The organism is Cupriavidus sp. UGS-1, from assembly GCF_021213615.1.
Classification (GTDB): domain Bacteria; phylum Pseudomonadota; class Gammaproteobacteria; order Burkholderiales; family Burkholderiaceae; genus Cupriavidus.
Map to the genome: position 1 here is coordinate 41,095 of NZ_JAJQJF010000017.1, position 20,268 is coordinate 61,362.

Annotated in this window: 20 protein-coding genes; 12 read left to right on the plus strand and 8 right to left on the minus strand. The window is 66.8% G+C overall.

The window, feature by feature from the left end:
* Nucleotides 1-73: 73 nt before the first annotated feature.
* On the minus strand, nt 74-1,444 hold the full coding sequence (locus tag LRR16_RS19430) for a saccharopine dehydrogenase NADP-binding domain-containing protein (protein WP_232206854.1): 1,371 nt from the start codon (nt 1,442-1,444) through the stop codon (nt 74-76).
* A 294-nt stretch (nt 1,445-1,738) separates the two neighbouring features.
* On the opposite strand from LRR16_RS19430, the gene LRR16_RS19435 reads away from it, so the two are divergent.
* A complete protein-coding gene (locus LRR16_RS19435) occupies nt 1,739-3,103 on the plus strand; it encodes a serine hydrolase (protein ID WP_064574835.1) in 1,365 nt (454 codons plus the stop codon).
* Nucleotides 3,104-3,136: 33 nt separating this feature from the next.
* On the opposite strand, the gene LRR16_RS19440 is transcribed toward LRR16_RS19435, so the two are convergent.
* The gene (locus tag LRR16_RS19440) at nt 3,137-4,027 is read right to left on the minus strand and encodes an NAD(P)-dependent oxidoreductase (RefSeq protein ID WP_232206855.1); all 891 of its coding nucleotides are present in this window, start codon (nt 4,025-4,027) and stop codon (nt 3,137-3,139) included.
* A gap of 133 nt (nt 4,028-4,160) precedes the next feature.
* Between LRR16_RS19440 and LRR16_RS19445 the strand changes: the two genes are divergently transcribed.
* Genes LRR16_RS19445 through aac(3)-IV form a run of 3 tightly spaced genes read left to right on the plus strand, consistent with a single transcriptional unit; the run spans nt 4,161 to nt 5,786 of the window.
* Nucleotides 4,161-4,505, plus strand: a complete 345-nt coding sequence (locus LRR16_RS19445; protein ID WP_232206856.1) for a helix-turn-helix domain-containing protein — start codon at nt 4,161-4,163, stop codon at nt 4,503-4,505.
* Nucleotides 4,506-4,540: 35 nt separating this feature from the next.
* Nucleotides 4,541-4,951, plus strand: a complete 411-nt coding sequence (locus tag LRR16_RS19450; RefSeq protein ID WP_232206857.1) for a GNAT family N-acetyltransferase — start codon at nt 4,541-4,543, stop codon at nt 4,949-4,951.
* A 46-nt stretch (nt 4,952-4,997) separates the two neighbouring features.
* A complete protein-coding gene (aac(3)-IV, locus tag LRR16_RS19455) occupies nt 4,998-5,786 on the plus strand; it encodes an AAC(3)-IV family aminoglycoside N-acetyltransferase (RefSeq protein WP_232206858.1) in 789 nt (262 codons plus the stop codon).
* A gap of 13 nt (nt 5,787-5,799) precedes the next feature.
* Here aac(3)-IV and LRR16_RS19460 read toward each other — a convergent pair whose 3' ends face one another.
* From LRR16_RS19460 to LRR16_RS19475, 4 genes are all read right to left on the minus strand, one after another.
* Nucleotides 5,800-6,219: an FKBP-type peptidyl-prolyl cis-trans isomerase gene (locus tag LRR16_RS19460; RefSeq protein WP_006576053.1), complete on the minus strand. Its 420-nt coding sequence runs from the start codon at nt 6,217-6,219 to the stop codon at nt 5,800-5,802.
* A 151-nt stretch (nt 6,220-6,370) separates the two neighbouring features.
* Nucleotides 6,371-7,882 carry a class I adenylate-forming enzyme family protein gene (locus LRR16_RS19465; protein ID WP_232206859.1) on the minus strand — a complete coding sequence of 504 codons (1,512 nt, stop codon included), beginning with the start codon at nt 7,880-7,882 and terminating at the stop codon, nt 6,371-6,373.
* 103 nt (nt 7,883-7,985) lie between these two features.
* Nucleotides 7,986-9,665, minus strand: a complete 1,680-nt coding sequence (locus LRR16_RS19470) for an acyl-CoA dehydrogenase family protein (protein ID WP_232206860.1) — start codon at nt 9,663-9,665, stop codon at nt 7,986-7,988.
* The gene (locus tag LRR16_RS19475; RefSeq protein WP_232206861.1) at nt 9,662-10,408 is read right to left on the minus strand and encodes a TetR/AcrR family transcriptional regulator; all 747 of its coding nucleotides are present in this window, start codon (nt 10,406-10,408) and stop codon (nt 9,662-9,664) included. Before LRR16_RS19475 ends, LRR16_RS19470 begins: the two co-directional genes overlap by 4 nt.
* On the opposite strand from LRR16_RS19475, the gene LRR16_RS19480 reads away from it, so the two are divergent.
* The 6 genes from LRR16_RS19480 to LRR16_RS19505 all read left to right on the plus strand — a co-directional run bounded on the left by LRR16_RS19480 (nt 10,393) and on the right by LRR16_RS19505 (nt 16,070).
* The gene (locus LRR16_RS19480) at nt 10,393-11,373 is read left to right on the plus strand and encodes an aromatic ring-hydroxylating dioxygenase subunit alpha (protein WP_232206862.1); all 981 of its coding nucleotides are present in this window, start codon (nt 10,393-10,395) and stop codon (nt 11,371-11,373) included. The two genes, LRR16_RS19475 and LRR16_RS19480, sit on opposite strands and share 16 nt — an antisense overlap.
* The gene (locus LRR16_RS19485; protein WP_232206863.1) at nt 11,357-12,160 is read left to right on the plus strand and encodes a thioesterase family protein; all 804 of its coding nucleotides are present in this window, start codon (nt 11,357-11,359) and stop codon (nt 12,158-12,160) included. Before LRR16_RS19480 ends, LRR16_RS19485 begins: the two co-directional genes overlap by 17 nt.
* 60 nt (nt 12,161-12,220) lie before the next feature.
* On the plus strand, nt 12,221-12,640 hold the full coding sequence (locus LRR16_RS19490; protein WP_006578076.1) for a GNAT family acetyltransferase: 420 nt from the start codon (nt 12,221-12,223) through the stop codon (nt 12,638-12,640).
* 140 nt (nt 12,641-12,780) lie between these two features.
* Entirely contained in the window at nt 12,781-13,677 is an 897-nt protein-coding gene (locus LRR16_RS19495; protein WP_232206864.1) for a 2-hydroxy-3-oxopropionate reductase, read from the plus strand.
* Nucleotides 13,678-14,092: 415 nt separating this feature from the next.
* Nucleotides 14,093-14,554: a tripartite tricarboxylate transporter TctB family protein gene (locus LRR16_RS19500; protein WP_006578074.1), complete on the plus strand. Its 462-nt coding sequence runs from the start codon at nt 14,093-14,095 to the stop codon at nt 14,552-14,554.
* 13 nt (nt 14,555-14,567) lie between these two features.
* Nucleotides 14,568-16,070, plus strand: a complete 1,503-nt coding sequence (locus tag LRR16_RS19505; protein WP_023264436.1) for a tripartite tricarboxylate transporter permease — start codon at nt 14,568-14,570, stop codon at nt 16,068-16,070.
* Between the two features lie 99 nt (nt 16,071-16,169).
* Here the strand turns inward: LRR16_RS19505 and LRR16_RS19510 are convergent, their stop codons facing one another.
* Nucleotides 16,170-17,108: an alpha/beta fold hydrolase gene (locus tag LRR16_RS19510; protein WP_023264437.1), complete on the minus strand. Its 939-nt coding sequence runs from the start codon at nt 17,106-17,108 to the stop codon at nt 16,170-16,172.
* Nucleotides 17,109-17,448: 340 nt separating this feature from the next.
* Nucleotides 17,449-18,420 carry a magnesium and cobalt transport protein CorA gene (locus tag LRR16_RS19515; RefSeq protein ID WP_023264438.1) on the minus strand — a complete coding sequence of 324 codons (972 nt, stop codon included), beginning with the start codon at nt 18,418-18,420 and terminating at the stop codon, nt 17,449-17,451.
* A 197-nt stretch (nt 18,421-18,617) separates the two neighbouring features.
* Here LRR16_RS19515 and minC point away from each other — a divergent pair, with 197 nt between their 5' ends.
* Nucleotides 18,618-19,394 (plus strand): septum site-determining protein MinC, encoded by a 777-nt coding sequence (minC, locus tag LRR16_RS19520; protein WP_064574821.1) that lies wholly within the window; start codon nt 18,618-18,620, stop codon nt 19,392-19,394.
* 61 nt (nt 19,395-19,455) lie between these two features.
* Nucleotides 19,456-20,268, plus strand: coding sequence for a septum site-determining protein MinD (gene minD / locus LRR16_RS19525; protein ID WP_006578295.1), 813 nt, complete (start codon nt 19,456-19,458; stop codon nt 20,266-20,268).

A 20,268-nucleotide genomic window follows, 5' to 3' on the forward strand; every position in this document is an offset into this window, starting at 1 on the left:
GCGAAGGATCTTTTTCCAGCGGCGCCAAATGGATTGTGGTGGAAGAGATGGAAAATCCAGTCCGCCGGCGCTATCAGGCGGCTGGCGCGTCGAGCAGGAATTCGCCAATCGCCAAGGACGTCGCTCCGCGCTTCGGCCGCCAATCGGTGAAATGGCCGCCCAGCGGCGCCCACCACGGCGCGGCATCGGCCAGCACCGGGCCGTAGTCCACCGCATCCGATTCCACCACGCCGCGCCGCGGATTCGACAGTACCCATCGCATCCCGGCCACCAGGCTGGATGCGACCTGCAGGCTGGTCGCCGAGTTGTACGGCGCCAGCGAGCGCGCCCGCTCGATGCTCAAGTGCGACCCGTACCAGATGCCACCGTGCCGGCCGCTGAGCAGCAGCACGCCGAGCTCGTCCTCCCCGCCGACGATCTCGTCGCGCAGGATGCGTTCGCCGCGTACGCGCGGCGCGGCGCGCTCGTCGAGCCATTGCATCGAGGCCAGCGTGGCGTCTGTCGGGCGATAGGCGTAGTAGACGGTGGGACGATACGGCGGCAGGCCGGCAGGTTCGTCGGCATCGTCGGTGAGATAGGCGGCGATCGAGATCGCTTCGTTGTGCGTGATCAGGTAGGCGTCGAACGGTCCGTGCGACGGCGACCATGAGCGCACCCGTGTCCGATGTCCGGGCCGATGGATCGCGATCGCGGCACCGCAACCATCGCTATGGCGGTAGCCGCCGGGAGGCAGCGCCGGTTCGTGCGTGCCCCAGCCGAGTTCGGCATCCTGCAGGCATTCGGTGATGAAGCCCTCGGCGGACCAGGTGTTGGCGAACTCGCCTTCGCGCGGGAAGCCGGGCGCTTGCTGGCTGTCGTATTCGCTGATCTGGATCACGCGTAGATCGAGGCGGCGTGCCAGCGCCGCCCAGTCCCCGCGATGCTGCGGCCCGGCCTGCTCGAGGCCGGCATGGCGGGCCAGCTCGATCAACGCGGCCTTGGCCAGCACCGAGACCATGCCCGGATTGGCGCCATGCGCGACCAGCGCCGTGGGCATCGTCTCGCGGCCGCGAGCGAACGCCAGCATTTGTTCGCGAAGCGCGTAGTTGCTCAGTTGCGCGGCGTTCGCATCGCCGGCATAGTCCCAGGGCTCGATGCCGGCATCGATATAGAAGGCACCGTGGGACTGGGCCAGGGCGATCAGATCGCGGCTGCAGACGGACGGCGCCACGCCAAGCAGAAAGGTCCCGTCACGCAACAGCGGAGCAAGGACCGACGCGAACGTGTCCGCGGTGATGCCAGCCTCCACCGCCTGCAGGCCGTGCGCCGCCACGAGATGACGACGGCAATCGTCGAACGAGCGATCCACTACGGTGATGGCGGCCCGTGGCCAGGTTCGCTGCAGCAGCGGCAGCACGGCCTGGCCGATACAGCCAAAGCCGACGATGACGATGTGGTCGATCACGTTGACCCCTTCTGTCCGGCAACGGCGATGCGGCCCGGTTCGCGTGTTGAACGGCGCGCCACAGCGGAGTGCCGCAGGCCATGGTATCCCCACGTGCCGCCCGCTGCCAACGGGTCTTCGCCGGCGCTGCATCGAGCGCCATTCCGACGGGTTATGCCCATATTCCCGGCACATCATTGTTGTCCTGCCGCAGCCCACGCAAGATAAGCCGCCGAGCGGTATCGCGCCGCTCGCACCATGCACACACGGCGGCGCTGCCACCTCACCGCGCCGCATCAGAAGAACGGAGACAGCATGCCAACCCGATCGCCAACGCTCGCGACCGCCATTCGACGCCATTGGCCTTGCTTTGCCGTCGCGCTGATCGTGGCGTCGCCAGCCGTATCCCAGGTGCGGGACGATCGCCCGACTTCCCCGGTTGCCGAGCATGAAGTCATGCAGGGCTTCCCGCCTTCTGCGGAGCGGCAGCTCAGCCGCGGCAGCGGTCTGCGCCCGCCGTATATGCGCTGGGCGTTTCGGCATGCGCGAGAAATGTCGGCGACCGCCGGCATTCGCCATGCCGATCGACCGCTGGCGCTGGATGGCCAGCCGGGCGCCGAGCTGGACGGCGCCACGTTCACGGTGGGAGACAAGACCATCTCGCTTGCCGACTACCTGCGCGACACGCATACCGACGGCTTTATCGTTCTGCACCAGGGCAGGATCGTCTACGAGCGCTACCTTGCCGGCTTCGGTCCGTACCAGCCGCACATCTGGGCGTCGATGACGAAATCGGTGACGGGGCTGCTGGCGGCCATGCTGATCGAACAGGGCAAGCTCGATCCGCAGGCCCGGCTCGCGCAGTACGTACCGGAGCTCGCCGGCAATCCGTTCGGCGAGGCGACGGTGCAGCAGAACCTCGACATGGAAGTGCCGGTCGGCTACCCCGAAGGGCTGCCGCCGGACCTGGGGCTGTTCGGCGCGGTCGGCATCGTGCCGCGCAAGCCCGATGCGCCCGATACCATCTACGACTTCCTCAAGGTCGTGCATGCGACTGGCCGTCCCGACAGCAGTGCGGATGGCGGCGTCTGGTACTACCAGAACGGTTCGCCGGAAGCGGTGGCATGGGCGCTGCGCCGGATTACCGGCAAGAGCTGGTCGCAGCTGGTCAGCGAGATGATCTGGTCGCGCTTTGCCGACGACGATGCCTATGTGCAGGTCGACCGCCTGACTACGGAAATGGCCAGCGGCGGCATGAACTCGACGCTGCGCGACGCCGCCCGCTTTGCCGAGGCGGTACGCCGCGCGGCGGCGGGCGATGGATCGGCTGGCATTTCACCGGCGGCAGTCCGGATCGCGCTGAAGCCGGCCACCAATCAGGCGCGCTTCGCACGCGGCAACATTACGCCCGGCCGCGACGGGTATGGCTATCGCCACTACTGGTTCCAGCGCAACGACGGCGACGGCAGCGTCGAGGCCAGCGGTCGCTTTGGGCAGAAGATCTATATCAATCCGGCCAAGGGGCTGACGGTGGTGAAGTTTTCCGCCAGCCCGGATGGCGCGGCGCGCGCGACCAGCGCCGCGGGCCTGCGCAAGCGCGACGATCCGGCACGCGTGCTCGAGTCATCCGAAGCCATGGTCGCGGCGGCACTGGCGATCCATCGCGCGGTCGGTCGGTAGATCGGTGGCGGCCACCCTCGCAACGCCGGCGGCTTAGCGAACCGGCGCCGGTTCCGCGGCCCCCCTCAGTATTTTCGCGACGGCCGCGAACTCCTCGTTGCCGTATCCCGCCTCTTCCGCGTCGCGCAGCAGCCGGGCGATCAGTGAGGGCAATTCGTTCCGCAGCCCCTTCTGCCGCATCGCCTGCTCGATGCGGCCGGTGGCATCGATCGAGATCGACAGCGGGCTTTGCGACACGGCGTAATCGCCGTTGTCGATGACATTGCCCTCATGACGCAGGAATGCGCCGAACGAGGGCGACATCGCTTCGACAATGCCGCCGTACACGCCGACATCCAGGCCTTCGGCCTGCGCCAGCGCGGCGCCCTGAAAGAAGCCCATCGACGCGCCATAGACGTACGACAGCGTCGCCAGGTCCATGGTGGCCGCGGCGGCCACGTCCTCGCCGCGATAGACCACATTGCCGCCCAGCACGGCGAGCAGTTCGCGCGCCAGCGCATGGTCCTCGCCGCTGCCCGACACCAGCACGGTGGTGTCCGGCTGTCCCATTTGCTCGGGGGCGACCTGAAGCGCGCCGTCGAGATAGCCGGCGCCGATCCGGGCGGCCAACGCGGCCATGTCGCGTGCGTCCTGCGGGCTGCCGGTGGTCAATTGCAGCAGCAGCTTGCCATTGAGTGCAGACTTCACCGCGACGTCCGACAGGATGTCACGGGTCGCGCGATAGTCGTGCACGCAGATGACGACGGCCTCGGCGTCGGCCATCGCCGCCGCGGCGGTGGCGGCGACGATGGCGCCACGGCTCGCCAGTGGTTCGGCTTTCGATCGCGTGCGGTTCCACACGCGCACCTGCATGCCTGCCTCGATGAACAGCCGGGCCAGCCTCGCCCCCATTTGTCCGAGACCGATTACTGCTACCGTTTTCATGTTTGCTCCCGCAGATGACAAGGTGCAGCCAGTATGGGAATGTACGGTTTATATGGTCAAGTACGCACCAAAATGACAGGTACTACCTTCTGGTAAGTAACAGCGATTCGCCGCGGCAAGGAACATCGAATCCATGAAACGCAGCCAACCCTATAACTGCGGCATCGGGCCCGCGTTCGAAGTGATCGGCGGCAAGTGGAAGGCGCTGATCCTGTATGAGCTGCATGCCAAACCGTTGCGGACCGGCGAACTTCGCCGGCTGCTCGATGGCATCACCGAGAAGATGCTGATCCAGCAATTACGCGAGATGGAGGCAGATGGCATCGTGCGCCGCGAGGTGTTTCACGAGGTGCCGCCGCGTGTGGAATACTCGCTGACGCCGGCCGGTCGGGAATTGAATCGCGCCCTGGGGCCGGTGGCCGAGTGGGGGCAGAAATACGCGGCGGCCAGATCAGGAAATAGCGGAAAATCATCGTGACCATCAGGACGCCATCCAACTCGGAATTCGGGGCCATGACCGATGTGTGGGAAGCTTCAGTGCGGGCGACCCATCATTTCCTCACCGACGCCGATATCGATGAATTGCGGCCGCTCGTTCTCAACGAATATCTTGCATTGGTCGATTCAAGGGTATGCAGCTGCGACAACGGCGAAATACAGGGCTTTGTCGGCGTTGCACACGGAAAGATCGAGATGCTGTTCGTCGCGCCCCAGTGGCAAGGGCACGGCATCGGCAAGGCGCTGCTGCAATACGCCGTGACGAGAATGGGAGCCACGCTGGTGGACGTCAACGAGCAGAATCCAGCCGCGACCGGTTTCTATCGGCGAATGGGTTTCAGCGTCTTCGACCGGTCGCCGCTCGATGGACAGGGCCGGCCGTTCCCGCTACTCCATATGCGGCTGGCAACGCCAGCGCAACGGTAGCGACCCGCTCGCCGAAGCGGAAACGCTCTGACCGAAAGAGGATGCGATGGCCGGACAACGCGAATGGACCGGGGCCGAGATGGTCCAGCAATTGCGCACGCTTGGTATCGCGCCGGGCGCGGCGCTGCTGGTCCATTGTTCGTTTCGTCATGTCCGGCCGGTCGAAGGCGGACCGCCAGGCCTGATCGAAGCACTGCGCGCCGCGATCGGCTCCACTGGCACGCTGGTGATGCCTTCCTGGACCGAGGATGACGATGTCCCGTTCGATCCGGCGACGACACCGGCCTCGCGGGACCTCGGCATCGTCGCCGACACCTTCTGGCGCCAGCCGGGTGTCATCCGCAGCGAGCATCCGTTCGCCTTCGCAGCGGCGGGACCACAGGCGCGCCGAATCACCGCGGATGCCTTGCCGTTGCCGCCCCACATCGCAGCCAGTCCGGCCGGCCGTGTGCACGAGCTCGATGGACAGGTGCTGCTGCTCGGCGTGGGCCACGACGCCAACACCACGATTCATCTGGCCGAACTGATGGGCGGCGTGCCTTACGGCGTGCCGCATCACTGCACGGTGCTGCGGGACGGCCAGCCGGTCCGGATCGACTATCTCGAGAACGATCACTGCTGCGAGCGCTTCGATCTGGCGGATGGATGGCTCAAGGAAAAAGGCCTTCAGCGTGAAGGCCCCGTCGGCAATGCCAGCGCCCGCCTGATGCGGGCGCGGGACGTCGTCGATATCGTGCTACAGCAATTGGCTCGCGATCCGCTGATCTTCCTGCATCCGCCCGAGACCGGCTGCGAGGAATGCGACGCCGCACGGCGATCGATCAGGACAGCGTAGCGCGCCTGTGCGTTCAGCCTCCAATGCCGAGCAGTTCCACCTCGAAGTTCAGCGTCGCATTCGGCGGAATCGTCCCCGGCACGCCGCGCGATCCATACGCGGTGCTGCCCGGGCAAACCAGCTTGGCCTTGCCGCCGACCTGCATCTTTTGCACGCCCTCGGTCCAGCACGGGATCACGCGATTGAGCGGGAACGAGATCGGCTGTCCGCGCTTGTACGAGCTGTCGAACTCGGTGCCGTCGGTCAGCGTGCCGCGGTAGTGCACCTTGACGGTATCGGTAGCCTTGGGCGATGCGCCGTTGCCCTTGGTCAGGTGCTGGATCGAGACGCCCGAGGGCAGGGTCTGGGCCGGTTCGGCGGCATGGGCGGAAAGGGCCAGCGCGCCGATGGAAACCAGCGAAGCAAGGGAAGCGAGCAGCGGGAGTCGGGTCATTGCGGTCATCCGTCGAGTCAAGGAAAGGCACAAGGATAAACCGATTGAAGACCGGGACGGTCCGCAGCGCCCGTGCCGCGCCTCACCGCAAGCAACGCCAGCGACCACCGACAGACCGCCCGCCTTCACCCGCTCCCCCTGAAACCGCTGATCAAAGCGCCCGCAGCCGCTCGCGCAACTGGTACTTCATCACCTTGCCCGTCGGCGTGCGCGGCATCGCTTCGACGACGCGGACCTGTCGCGGCACCTTGTACTTCGCCAGCCGCTCGGCACAGAAGGCCTGGATGTCCTCGACGTCGACGCTGGCATCGGCCCTGGCCACCACCACGGCCGCCACGCTCTCGCCCCACTCGGGATGCGGCATGCCGACCACCGCCACTTCCGAGATCGCCGGATGGCCGGCCAGCACGTCTTCCACCTCCTTGGAATAGACGTTCTCGCCGCCGGTGACGATCATGTCCTTGACGCGGTCGACGATGAACAGATAGCCGTCCTCGTCGATCCGCACCAGGTCGCCGGTGCGATACCAGCCCTCGTGAAACGCCGCGGCAGTCGCGGCGGGATCGCGGTAGTAGCCCAGCATCATCGACTGGCAACGCATCCAGATTTCGCCAACCTCGCCGGGACCGGCTTGGTGCCGATCGTCGCGCATGACCTTGATGGTGCAGCCGCTGACCGCATGGCGACCGATCGAACCGGCCTTGACCACCTGCTCCTCGGGCAGCAGTGCGGTTCCGGTGGGACCGGTCTCGGTCATGCCGAACACCTGATAGAAGCGCTCGGAGCGGTAGCGTTCGGCCAGCATGCGCGCGGTGCCCGAATCGATCGGACCGCCACCGTACAGCCACGCGCGCACGCTCGACAGATCGTAACTGGCAAAATCCGGCGCCATCTTCATCGCCATCAGGTAGGCGATCGGCGCGCCGAAGAACAGCGTGCAGCGTTCCTGCTGCACGGTCTCGAGAAACCTCACAGGGTGATATTCCGGCAGCAGCACCGCGGTGGCGCCGACAAACAGGCTGCCGACCAGCAGATTGTTCAGCGGGAAGCTGTGCCAGATCGGCATTGCCAGCAGCACGCGATCGGACGGCCCAAGGCCGTAGACCAGGCTCGAGCCGGTGCCGGCGAGAATCACGTTCGCATGCGAGTGCATGCAGCCCTTGGGCTTGCCGGTCGTGCCGGAGGTGTACAGCAGCTCGGCCAGATCGTCGTCGTCGACATCGACCGGCCGATAGTCATGCTGCTCTCCCTCCGGGGCGATCGGCGGGAGTCCCGCCTGCTCGTTGCCGACGGCGGACAACGCAAACGCCGGCGGCGCACCATCGAGCTGGCGATGCAGGTCCGCGTCGACCAGCCACAGCCGGCTTTCGCTGTGCGCGAGGATATAGGCGGTCTCGGGCGCGGCGAGCTTGTGATTGACCGGTACGGCGACGCCACCGATATCGAGGATCGCATAGTAGGCGATCACCCATGCGGCCGAATTGCGTCCCTGCAGCGCGACCTTGTCGCCCTTGCCGATGCCTTGCGCCTGCAGCCACGCGGCGGTGTGTTTGACGCGACGTCGCAGCTCCTCGTAACGGATACGCTGCGCGCCATCGACGATGGCGATATCCGAGCTGCGCTGCCGGGCGACGCTGTCGAGCGCCTCATTGATCGTCCACATGGTGTCTCCTCCTTGGCCGGTTTTCTGGTTGGCCGTTTGCCTGTCGTCGTCTACTGCATGCCTTGCCACTTCCTCCCCGGTGAATCCATTCGGCCCGACGCGATCATGCGTTCGGACGCGCGCTTCCCATCGCCAGCGCATCGGCTGCGGCGGCGATGTCGATGCCGGCGGCCGTCGAGGCCATCATCGGTACCATCGCCGGCACCAGTCCATCGGCGCAGAACAGCTCGGCTGCGGCGAGCCCAGACGCATCGCGCTTGACGCGCAGACGCCATTGCGCCGCCTCGGCCAGCAGCACGGCCTGGTAGGTGCGCGCCATGCCCCATGCCAGGCGCCTGCCTTGCTGTTCGTCCGGGGCGTTGATCATCGGAATCAGCGTGTCGAGCGCGTTCTCGATCCGCTGGCGCAGACCGCGCGTCGCGTCGAGCGACAGCCCGCGCAGCCGCCGCACCACGTCCTCGATCCAGGCCTCGCCATGTTCGGAAGCGCGCAGCGCGCGCAACACGTCGTGCGCCAGTACAGAAGTCGTGCCTTCCCAGATGCAATGCACATGCAGGTTGCGGAAGAGCCGCGGCAGACCGGTGTCCTCGATGTAGCCGGCGCCGCCGAAGCTCTCGAGCAGCTCGCTGCCGGCCCAGACCGCCTGGCGCGCGCAGGCCAGCTTGGTCAGCGGCGCCATCAGGCGCGACAGCGTGCCGTCGGCGCCGTGTTCGGCCGCACCGATCAGCGCCGCGGTCTGGAAATTGAGCGCAAGCATCGCCTCGTATTCGGCGGCGATGCGCGCCAGCCACGCGCGATGCATCGGCTGCTGCGCCAGCGGCTTGCCGAAGACTTCGCGCTTGCTCGCGTAGTCCCGCGCGAGGTCCAGCAGGTGGCCGACACCGGCCGGGCCGCCCCACGAGGCCCACAGCCGCGCGATATTGAGCAGGCCCGCCATCTTGCCCACGCCCTGCCCGATCTCGCCGACCGGTACCGCGATGGCGTCCTTCAGGTCCAGCTCGGCGGTCGGCAGCGCGCGCGTGCCCAGTTTGTCCTTCAGCCGCCGGACCTCGATACCGTTCCAGCTGCCGTCCGGACGGCGCAACTCGATCAGGAACAGCGACAGGCCACGGCTGCCGGGCTGCGCGCCCTCGGGCCGCGCCAGCGCCAGCGCCATCTGCCCGGTGGTGGCGGACGTGAACCACTTGGTGCCGTTCAGCAACCACGTGCCGTCGCTCGATCGGCGCGCCGTGGTCGAACTGCGACCCACGTCCGAGCCGCCCTCCTTCTCCGTCATCCATTGTCCCGACGTCCACCCGTTGTGCCGGGCGGTCAGCTTCGGCACATAGCGCTGCCCCAGCTTCGGATCGTGCTGCAGCAGCAACCGCGCGGCGCCGTCGGTCATCACCAGCGGGCAGTCGGCCACCGCGCAGGCGGGGTCGTACAGATTGACCAGCCCGGCCTGCACCACGCGCGAATGCTCGCCGTAGGGCGTTTCGTACGGCAGCGCCACCAGGCCTTCCTCCTGGCCGATCTGCACCAGCCGCAGCCAGGCCGGATCGACACGCAGTTCGTCGACACGCCGGCCCCAGGGGTCGTAGGGCACATGCTGCGGCGGATTGCGTTCGGCCTGATCGGCAAGCGGCAGCAGTTCGGCGACCGCGCGCTCGCCAAGGCGGTCGAGCGAGGGGCTGGCCTCGGCGAACACCTCCGCCGGGAGCAGCCGCTCGAGCGTCAGCCGCAGCGTCGGATCGGTACGAAAGCGATTGCCGGGTTTCGGCGCGGCCTGATGGAAGTCACTCATTGCCGTCTTCTCCTTGACGGGTTGGCAGCGCTCGGCTGCGGTCCAAGGGATTGCACGCAGAACGCGACCAGGCTGGCCACCAGATCGGCGTCCTCTTCGTCCGGATGCGGCGCGCTGAGCGGTCCAACCAGCGTTTCGGCGATGGCGCCGACGATCGCGGTGCCGACCAGATGGGGGTGCTGCGGCGCAATCTCGCCCGCCTCGATGCCCTGCTGGACCAGCCTGGCGAAGATTGCCCGATAGGGCTCTCGAAACTGCATCCGCGCCACATCGATCGGCGGATCGACCGGCTCGGCCAGCAGCGCCCAGGCCAGCTGGCGCCCGCGCAGGGCGCGCCGCGCGAACGTCTCGACCACCCGGGCCAGCCGCTCGCGCACGGTGCCGTCGGTGTCGAACGCGGCGGCGCAGGCGTCGATCTCGGTCTGCGCCGCGCGCTTGAACACCTCGTTGAACAGATCGGCCTTGGTTGCGAAGTAGCGGTAGATCAGGCCGGCCGAGATCTCGACCTCGGCGGCGATCGCGGGAATGTTGGCGGCGGCGTAGCCGCCACGTGCCACGAGCTTGAGCGCGGCCTTGATGATCCGCTCGCGGGTTTCCGCCAGGCGAGCTTCGACTTTGGGGGTTCGACGGTAGGGCATGAAAGAAGTATCTATGCTTTCATTTCTTCGTGCAAGGTTGAGTTTCTGGTTGTAGACTCGGAAAAAATTCGACGGAAAGGAGACGCGCAATGGATCGGCTGCCACTTCGCCCCTATGCGTTCGGTTGGTTCCAGGTCGAGGACGGCGATGCGCTCAAGCGCGGCGATGTGCGTCCGGTGCGGGCCTTCGGGCAGGAATTCGTGCTGTGGCGGGATCACGATGGCACGGCACACCTGATGGACGCCTACTGCCGCCACCTCGGCGCGCATCTCGGCCATGGGGGCCGCGTCGTCGGCAACGAGATCCAGTGCCCGTTCCACGGCTGGCGCTACGACGGACAGGGCGAATGCACGCGCATTCCGTACAGCCCGGACGCCTCGCTGCAATCGCGCGGCATGCGCCGCTGGCCGACCGTCGAATGCAATGGCCTGATCCTGGCCTGGTGGCATCCGCTGGACCGGCCGCCGAGCTACGAATTCCCGCGGCTGCCGGAATACGGCGACGGCGAATGGTCGCGCTATCACCGCCATGCCTGGCAGGTGCAAACGGTCTGGCAGGAGATCCAGGAGAACATCGTCGACAGCACGCATTTCCACTATCTGCACGGGGTGGAGAGCCTGGCGGTGGTCGACCGCTTCGAGCCGCGCGGACCGGTGCTGGACGTCAATATCGTCCACCAGTTCAAGACGCCGCGCGGCGTGCAGCGAGGCTACATCCAGACCACGCTGTATGGGCCTTATCTGGCCACGGTGCGCTTTCGGATCGGCGATCTGGCCGAGATCCTGTTCGTCGACGCGATCACGCCGCGCGAGGCCAACGAGGTGGAATTGCGCTTCAGCCTGATGGCCCGGCTGGCGGGGATCGAGGCGCCGGACATGAGCCTGGAGCTGGTCAACGAGGCGATCCGGCAGGTCAGCCAGGACGTGCCGATCTGGAACCACAAGGCGCACCGCCCTCGTCCCAGCCTCGCGCGCGGCGATGGGCCGGTAATGAAATTCCGCGAGTGGGCGCGCCAGTTTGCCGTCGAAACCATGCCGATCCGGGAGGTGGCCTGTGGCGTCGCAGAATAATCAGGACCCGCACTGCGTATTCGCCTACGTCGGCAACAGCATCCTGCCATCGACGCTGGCCCGCGGGCCGTGGAGCCCCGATGCACAGCACGGCGGCGCACCGGCCGGGCTGCTGGCCGCGATCGCCGAACGGGCGATGGCCGGCGAGCCGGGATGGTCGATGGTGCGGCTGACGCTGGAATTGCTGCGGCCGGTACCGATCGCACCGCTGCAGGTCACGCACGAGATCCAGCCGGGCGGCTCGGTGCGGCGCGTGGCCTTGAGCCTGATGCATCAGGACAAGCCGGTCGTGCGCGGCGTCGCGGTGTTCATGCGCGAGCGGGCGGTGGACCTGCTTCCCCCCGCTGGCGCGTGCCCGCTGCCGCTGCCGGACCAATGCAGCGAACCGATCCGCATTCCGGGCATGGCCGAGCAGACCTCGTTTCACTACACGGCGATGGAGAGCCGCGTCGCGGCCGGCAGCGTCGCCGAGCCCGGCCCCGCGGCCGCGTGGTTCCGCCTGGCGGTGCCGCTGATCGACGGCTGGCCCACGCCGGCGAGCGCCGGCGCGGTCGCGGCCGCCGACTTCGGCAACGGCATCAGCTGGGCGCTGCCGCTCGATCGCTTCGTGTTCGCGAACGCGGACCTGACGGTCTCGCTGCACCGCCAGCCGCGCGGCGAATGGGTCGGCGTGGACGCCGTCACGGTGGCCCAGCCCAGCGGCATCGGGCTGACTGCCTCGACGCTGTACGACGAGGCCGGTGCGATCGGCGTGGCGCAACAGAGCCTGGTGATCAAGGCGCGATAGAAGGTCGTCGGTGAAGCGCCAGCGCTACACTGAGCGCTTCTCCACGACCGATGCGCGCCCATGCAGATACGCACCTTCCGCGAGTCCGATGAAACCGACGTGGTATCCCTGTGGAAGCACTGTGGGCTGACGCGTCCCTGGAACGATCCGCACCGCGACATCGCGCGCAAGCTCGCCGAACAGCCGGAGCTGTTCCTCGTCGGCGAGGTCGACCGCAGACTGATGGCCACCGCCATGGTCGGCTATGACGGCCATCGCGGCTGGATCTATTACCTCGCCGTCCATGGCGATTTCCAGGGGCGCGGCCATGGCCGTCAGTTGATGGCCGAGGCCGAAAGACTGCTGCGCGAACGCGGCTGTCCGAAATTGAACTTGCTGGTCCGCACGGACAACGAAGGCGTGCTCGCCTTCTATCGCGAACTGGGCTATACCATCGATGCCACCGTCAGCCTCGGCAAGCGGCTGATCCCGGACAACTGAGCCCGGATCGCTCAACGCCCGTCCTTGGCCATCCGGCCCGACACGCCGCGCCCGGCTTGTTCGGTTGACGCTGGTGCCCGCACGAGCGCGCAATGGGCGACGTGCCCGGCGGTTCCCGACTCGATCGAAGAGGCAGACAGATGAGCAATATCGGATTCATCGGCCTGGGCGTGATGGGCGCCCCGATGGCACGGCATCTACTCGAAGGCGGACACACGCTGTACGTCCATAGCCGCAGCGGCGCGCCGCAGGGACTGCGCGATGCCGGTGCGCAATCGTGCGCGAACGCGGCCGAGGTGGCGCGGCAGGCGGACGTCATCATCCTGATGCTGCCCGACACGCCCGACGTCGAGCGCGTGCTGTTCGGCGACAACGGCGTCGCGGCGGGGCTGACCAGCGGCAAGGTCGTGGTCGACATGAGCTCGATCTCGCCGATCGAGACGCGCCAGTTTGCCGGCCGCATCGAAGCGCTCGGCTGCGACTATGTCGATGCGCCGGTATCGGGCGGCGAGGTTGGCGCCAAGGCCGGCACGCTGTCGATCATGGCGGGCGGCAAGCAGGCCGCGTTCGATCGCGTACTGCCGCTGCTGCAGCTGATGGGCAAGAACATCACGCTGGTCGGCGGCGTCGGTGACGGGCAGATCGCCAAGGTCGCGAACCAGGTCATCGTCGCGCTGACGATCGAGGCGGTGGGCGAAGCGCTGGTACTGGCCGCGAAGGCGGGCGCCGACCCGGCCCGCGTGCGGCAGGCGCTGATGGGCGGCTTTGCCAGCTCGCGCATTCTCGAAGTGCACGGCGAACGGATGATCCGCCGCACCTTCGACCCAGGCTTTCGGATCGCGCTGCATCAGAAGGACCTGAACCTGGCGCTGTCGGCGGCTCGCACGCTTGGCCTGAGCCTGCCCGGCACCGCGTCGTGCCAGCAGTTGTTCAATGTCTGCGAAGCGCTGGGCGGCGAGGGCTGGGACCACTCCGGGCTGGTCCGTGCGCTGGAGCACATGGCCGACTTCGCGATCGGCGATACGCCAGCCTCCTGAAGCAGCGATCGCAAAAGGCGCGCCGCCGCCAGGGCCCGATGCAATCGGGCCAAACCCCAGTCTACCCAACCTGGCCAGACCCCGGCCAAACCCGCATGCACGGCACCGCACCAGCACGGTGAATTTCTCGGGAATTACCCTTGTTTGCGTTCCAATACATCATGCCATGATGTATTGTTCGTAGCCATCGACGGTTCCGCACCGTCGCGAGGGCGCTGGTCCCGGTCTGTCATCCGGACGTCCGCCAGCCCCGACCAGCAGCCGCCCTTGCCAGGACGAGGGTCGCCTGCCGTCGCCGTGCCGGCATTGCATGCCCGTGCGCCGCGACATTCCCGAGTGCCATCCCGACAAGCCTGCGCCCAGACAGGCGGGGATGGCTGTTCCGTTCACCGTTTCGAATCCTGCGGGCGCCATCATGCGAATACGCAAACAAACCGATTTCTTTTCCGGACTGATGTTCATCGCCGTCGGCCTCGGCTTTTCGCTGGTTGCGCGCGGCTACACCATGGGCACCGCGGCACGCATGGGACCCGGCTACTTTCCGTTCTGGCTCGGCATCGTGCTGGCGCTGCTTGGCGCGGTGGTGGCGATCGGCGCGATGTCGCCGACGGGCGAATCCGACCGGCTCGCACGCTGGGACCTGCGCACCGTGCTGTGGGTGCTCGGATCGGTGGTGCTGTTTGGCCTGGTGCTGAAGCCGCTCGGCATGGTGCTGTCGGTGATCCTGCTGGTGCTGATCGCGTCGATGGCGAGCCACGAATTCACCTGGCGCGGCGCGCTGCTCAATGCCGCGGTGCTGGTGGTCATCAGCCTGGTTGCCTTCGTCTACGGCATCAATCTGCAAATGCCGGTGTGGCCGGCTTTCCTGTCGGCTTGAGGAGGGCCACGCAATGGAATTGCTCAACCATCTGGCGCTGGGATTCTCGACCGCGCTGTCGCTGCAGAACCTGGCCTATGCGCTGCTCGGCTGCGTGCTGGGGACGCTGATCGGCGTGCTGCCCGGCCTGGGACCGCTGGCGACCATCGCGATGCTGCTGCCGATCACCTACACGCTGCCTCCGGTCGCGGCGCTGATCATGCTGGCAGGCATCTATTACGGCGCGCAGTACGGCGGCTCGACCACCGCAATTCTCGTCAATCTGCCCGGAGAATCGTCGTCGGTGGTGACCACGCTGGACGGCTACCAGATGGCCCGCAAGGGCCGCGCCGGGGTCGCGCTGGCGACGGCCGGCCTGGGCTCGTTCTTTGCCGGCAGCGTCGCCACGCTGATCCTGGCCGCGTTCGCGACGCCGCTGTCGGAACTGGCATTCAAGTTCGGGCCGGCCGAGTATTTCTCGTTGATGGTGCTGGGCCTGATCGGCGCCGTGGTGCTGGCATCCGGCTCGCTGGTCAAGGCCGTCGCGATGATCGTGCTGGGCCTGCTGATCGGCCTGATCGGCACCGACGTCAATTCGGGCGTGGCGCGCTTCTCGTTCGACGTGCCGGAGCTGACCGACGGTATCAATATCACCGGGCTGGCGATGGGCCTGTTCGGCTTTGCCGAGATCATCGTCAATCTGGAGCAGAGGGAATCGCGCGAGACCTTCACCGATCGCGTGACCAACCTGTTCCCGACGAAGGAGGACTTCAAGCGCATGATCCCGGCCGTGCTGCGCGGTACCGCGCTCGGCTCGGCGCTCGGCGTGCTGCCGGGCGGCGGCGCGTCGCTGTCGTCGTTCGCGGCCTACTCGCTGGAAAAGAAGACGTCGAAGCATCCGCACGAATTCGGCAAGGGCGCGATCGAAGGCGTGGCCGGACCCGAGTCGGCCAACAACGCCGCGGCGCAGACCTCGTTCATTCCGCTGCTGACGCTTGGCATCCCGTCCAACGCGGTAATGGCGCTGATGGTCGGCGCGATGACGATCCACAATATCCAGCCCGGTCCGCAGGTGATGACCAGCAACCCCTCGCTGTTCTGGGGGCTGATCGCTTCGATGTGGATCGGCAATCTGACGCTGGTGATCCTGAACCTGCCGCTGATCGGGATCTGGGTCAAGCTGCTGAAGGTGCCGTACCGCTTCCTGTACCCGGCGATCCTGACGTTCTGCTGCATCGGCGTCTATTCGGTCAACAACACCGTGTTCGACGTGTTCGTCGCGGCGGCCTGCGGGATGATCGGCTATATCTTCATGAAGCTGCGCTGCGAGCCCGCGCCGCTGCTGCTCGGCTTCGTGCTGGGGCCGATGATGGAGGAGAACTTCCGCCGCACGCTGCTGCTGTCGCGCGGCGACTTCCATGTGTTCATCGAGCGGCCGCTGTCGTTGGGGCTGCTGGTCGCGGCCGCCGCGCTGGTGGCGGTGGTCGCGCTGCCGGCGGTCAAGGCCAAGCGCGAGGAGGCGTTCCAGGAGGAATAGCGAGGCCGCAGTGTCCCCTCTCCCCATCCCTCTCCCACGGGCGGGAGAGGGAGCCGCCTGTCGCAATGGGGGCGACTACGCAGACGACTACGCAGGCGACTACGCGCCCGTCCACACGCGGCCGAGAAAGTCCCGGATCAGCGGGCATACCTGCGCGAAATGCGTCTCCAGCAGCCAGTGGCCGCCGTCGGTCATATGCAGTTCCGCCCGCGGCAGATCGCGCAGATAGGCACGGCCGGCGGCCGCCGGCATATAGCCGTCATGGGGGCCCCACAGGATCAGCGTGGGCGGCTGGTGTTCGCGCAGATAGGCCTGATAGCGCGGGAACCAGTCGAGATTCGCCTTCAGCCCTTCCATCAGCCGCACGGCGAGCTCGCGCCGAACCGGCGTGTCCATCAGGCGCCAGTGCAGTGTCCATAGATCGGGCGACAGGCGCGGCACGTGTTCCAGGCGAATTTCGCCGATGAACTCGTCGCGAAAGCCGTGTTCGCTGGCAGCCGCCTCCAGCGGCGCGCGGTTGGCCGGCGACGGGTCGGCCCAATAGCGCTGGATGGTCTCGTACTTGGGGCCCAACTGGTCCTCGTAGATGTCGCCGTTCTGGACGATCAGCGCGGCGATCCGCTCGGGCGCCCGGATGGCGAGGCGTAGCCCGATCTGCGATCCGTAGTCATGCAGATACAGCGCATACCGCCGCAGCCCGAGGGCGTCGGCGAATCGCTCGAGAAAGGCCGCATAGGCATCGAAGTCGTAGCCGAATGCGCCGAAGTCCGGCGTATCGCTGTAGCCGAATCCCGGAAAATCCGGCGCCACGGCGTGCCAGCGATCGGCCAGCGCGGGCAGCAAACGGCGGTACTGGTAGGACGAGCAGGGGTAGCCGTGCGGCAGCAGCACTGCGGGCGCGTCCCGCCGACCGGCCTCGCGGTAGAAGATGCGCATGCCGTCAAGGTCCAGCGTCCGGTGCGTCACGGCATCCTGCCGCTCGGCGATTTCCGTCGCCGAAGCGGTCGAAACCGCGGGCATATCGTGCGGATCGTTCATCGTCGCTCCTCCGAAAAAAAGATTCGGACGACGATGCAAGTTGCATTCCGACGCCGGACGCCGCGCGCTCCCCTGCCGTTCGCTGCTCCGCCCCCGCACCCTGCCATCGCGATTGTGCAAAGCGCGCAGTTTTTGCGTGGCCCCTGCGGCCCCTGAGCCCGCCCCTGAGCCGCCACGAGTCAAATGCAAAAGCCCCGGCCCGTTCCCGGAAACGTTGGAGCGCCGCGCTCCTAACATGCCCTGCGTTGTACACCACACGGGCAGCTTGCGCGGACCCGGCCACCACCATCGCAATGTCGCGCCCCGGCACCGGAGGTGGTGGCCGGTTTTTTTGGGGCCCTCAAACCCACCCCGCCCGATGCAGCTTGCGCCAGAGCGCCGTGCAGGCCAGCGCGGTGCCGGCGATCACGGCCGGATAGGCGAAGGGCAGCTTCAGCTCCGGCATATATTCGAAGTTCATGCCGTACAGGCTGAACACCACGGTCGGGATCGCGAGAATGGCGCCCCAGCCTGCCAGCCGCTTGACCACCTCGTTCTGGCCCACCGTCACCAGCGCCAGATTGACCTGCACCGCGGTCGTCAGCATTTCGCGCACGACGTCGAGCGTTCGCAGCAGCCGGCTGGCGTGGTCCTCGACGTCGCGGAAATAGGCCCGCAGGTCCCTGGGCACCAGTTCCTCGTGCAAGCGAATCAATTGCCCGCACATCTCCTCGATGGGATAGACCGCATTGCGCAGGCGCAGCACCTGACGCTTGATGTGGTACAGCCGTTCGATCGCGGTGCGGTCGAACTGGTCGCGGAACAGTCCCTGCTCCAGTTCCTCGAAGGCGTCCTCGAGCCGGTTGACGATCGGCATGTAGTGATCGACCACGAAATCCATCAGCGCGTACAGCACGTAACCAGGCCCATTGGCCAGCGCGTGCGGCTCGTGCTCGCAGCGCTCGCGCACGGGGGCGTACGTGCTGCTGGCCCCATGGCGGACCGACACCACGTAATTGGGGCCGACGAACAGATGGGTCTCGCCGATCTCGACGCTGTCGCCCACCAGCTGCGCGGTATTGAGCACGATGAAGACGCTGTCGCCATAGGCCTCCAGCTTGGGACGCTGATGGGCGTTCAGCGCGTCCTCGACTGCCAGATCGTGCAGGCCGAATTCGAGCTGCGCCTGCCGCAGCAGCGCCAGGTCCGGTTCGTACAGGCCCAGCCAGACGAATGTGCCCGGCGTCTTCAGTATCTCGCTGATGTCCTCCAATGGGACCTCGCCAAGCCGCTTGCCGCCGCGGTAGGCCACGCAATTGACGATCGCACCCATGAATGCTCCTCGGTCAGGATGCGCAATCGTAACAAGCGGCGGTGCGGTGGAGAGCGAAGGTCGATATCGCGGCCAGCCCCGCCGAGGCCCGCACCCTCGCTGCCAACCGTCGCGCCGTGCAGGTCACCTGAACGACAATTGTTACAGTTCGCCGGGAAGAGGCAGTTAGAATGCGATATTTCCACGCTTACCCGGCTATGTCCCAGAAGAAATCGCCACACTTCGAGCTGCGTAGTGGCAACGTCGACGCCCTCCTTCTTGCGCTCCATACCGCGGATACCTCGGCGCTGCGAGACGATCTGCTGTCGCGCTTCGAAGCAACCCCCGATTTCTTCTCGAACGACGTCATCGCGCTGGACCTGCGCTCGCTGGAAGACGGCCAGCGGCCGGAACTGGGCGCCGTGATCGACACGCTGTCCACGCTGAAGGCCCGCGCGATCGGCGTGGTGGCGCGCCAGGAGCAGCACGACTGGGCCCAGGCCTGCGGGCTGCCGATGCTGGACAGCCAGAGCCGCCGCGGCAACGGGCGTGCCGGCGCCGCGCGCGACGCCGAGGCGGCCGCTGCGGCCAGCGAAGCCCCTGCGCCCGCTGCTGCTCCTGCCCCCGCCGCGGCTCCGGCACCCGAACCGCCGCGCGCCGCCACGACGATGCTGATCGACAGGCCGCTACGCTCGGGACAGCAGATCTACGCGCACGGCGACGTGGTGATCATGGACGTGGTCAGCTTCGGTGCGGAAGTCATCGCCGAAGGCAATATCCATATTTACGCCCCGCTGCGCGGCCGTGCGCTGGCGGGCGTCAAGGGCAATCCGGACGCGCGCATCTTCTGCACCTGCCTGGAACCCGAACTGATTTCGATCGCCGGCATCTACCGGACCGCCGAACAGACCCTGCCGCCCGACGTGCTGGGCAAACCCGCGCAGGTCCGGCTCGCCGACGAAACCCTGATTCTCGAGCCGCTTCGCATGAAGTGAGTCCGGCCGAGTCCCGCAACATCGCAGCGCAAGCTTCAACCCTATTACTGGACCAAGAGCCATGGCAAAAATCATCGTTGTGACCTCCGGCAAGGGAGGCGTCGGCAAGACCACCACCAGCGCGAGCTTCGCCGCCGGGCTGGCCCTGCGCGGCCACAAGACCGCCGTGATCGACTTCGACGTCGGCCTGCGCAATCTCGACCTGATCATGGGTTGCGAGCGCCGGGTGGTCTACGACCTGATCAATGTGGTGCAGGGCGAGGCCAATCTGCACCAGGCGCTGATCAAGGACAAGAAGTGCGAGAACCTGTTCATCCTGCCGGCCTCGCAGACCCGCGACAAGGAAGCGCTGACGCATGAAGGCGTCGAGAAGGTGATCAAGGACCTGATCGCCATGGACTTCGAATACATCGTCTGCGATTCGCCGGCCGGCATCGAAACCGGCGCGCTGATGGCGATGTATTTTGCCGACGAGGCGTTGATCGTCACCAATCCGGAAGTCTCGTCGGTGCGCGACTCGGACCGCATCCTCGGCATCCTGTCGTCCAAGACCAAGCGCGCCAGCGAAGGCGAGCCGATCAAGGAACATCTGCTGATCACGCGCTACAACCCGAAGCGCGTGCACGGCGGCGAGATGCTGTCGCTGACCGACATCCAGGAAATCCTGCGTATCAAGCTGATCGGCGTGATTCCCGAATCCGAGGCCGTGCTGCACGCCTCGAACCAGGGCACGCCGGCCATCCATCTGGAGGGCACGGACGTGGCCGACGCCTACGGCGACGTGGTGGACCGCTTCCTCGGCAAGGAAAAGCCGATGCGCTTCGTCGATTATCAGAAGCCGGGCCTGCTGTCGCGCCTGTTCGGCAACAAGTAA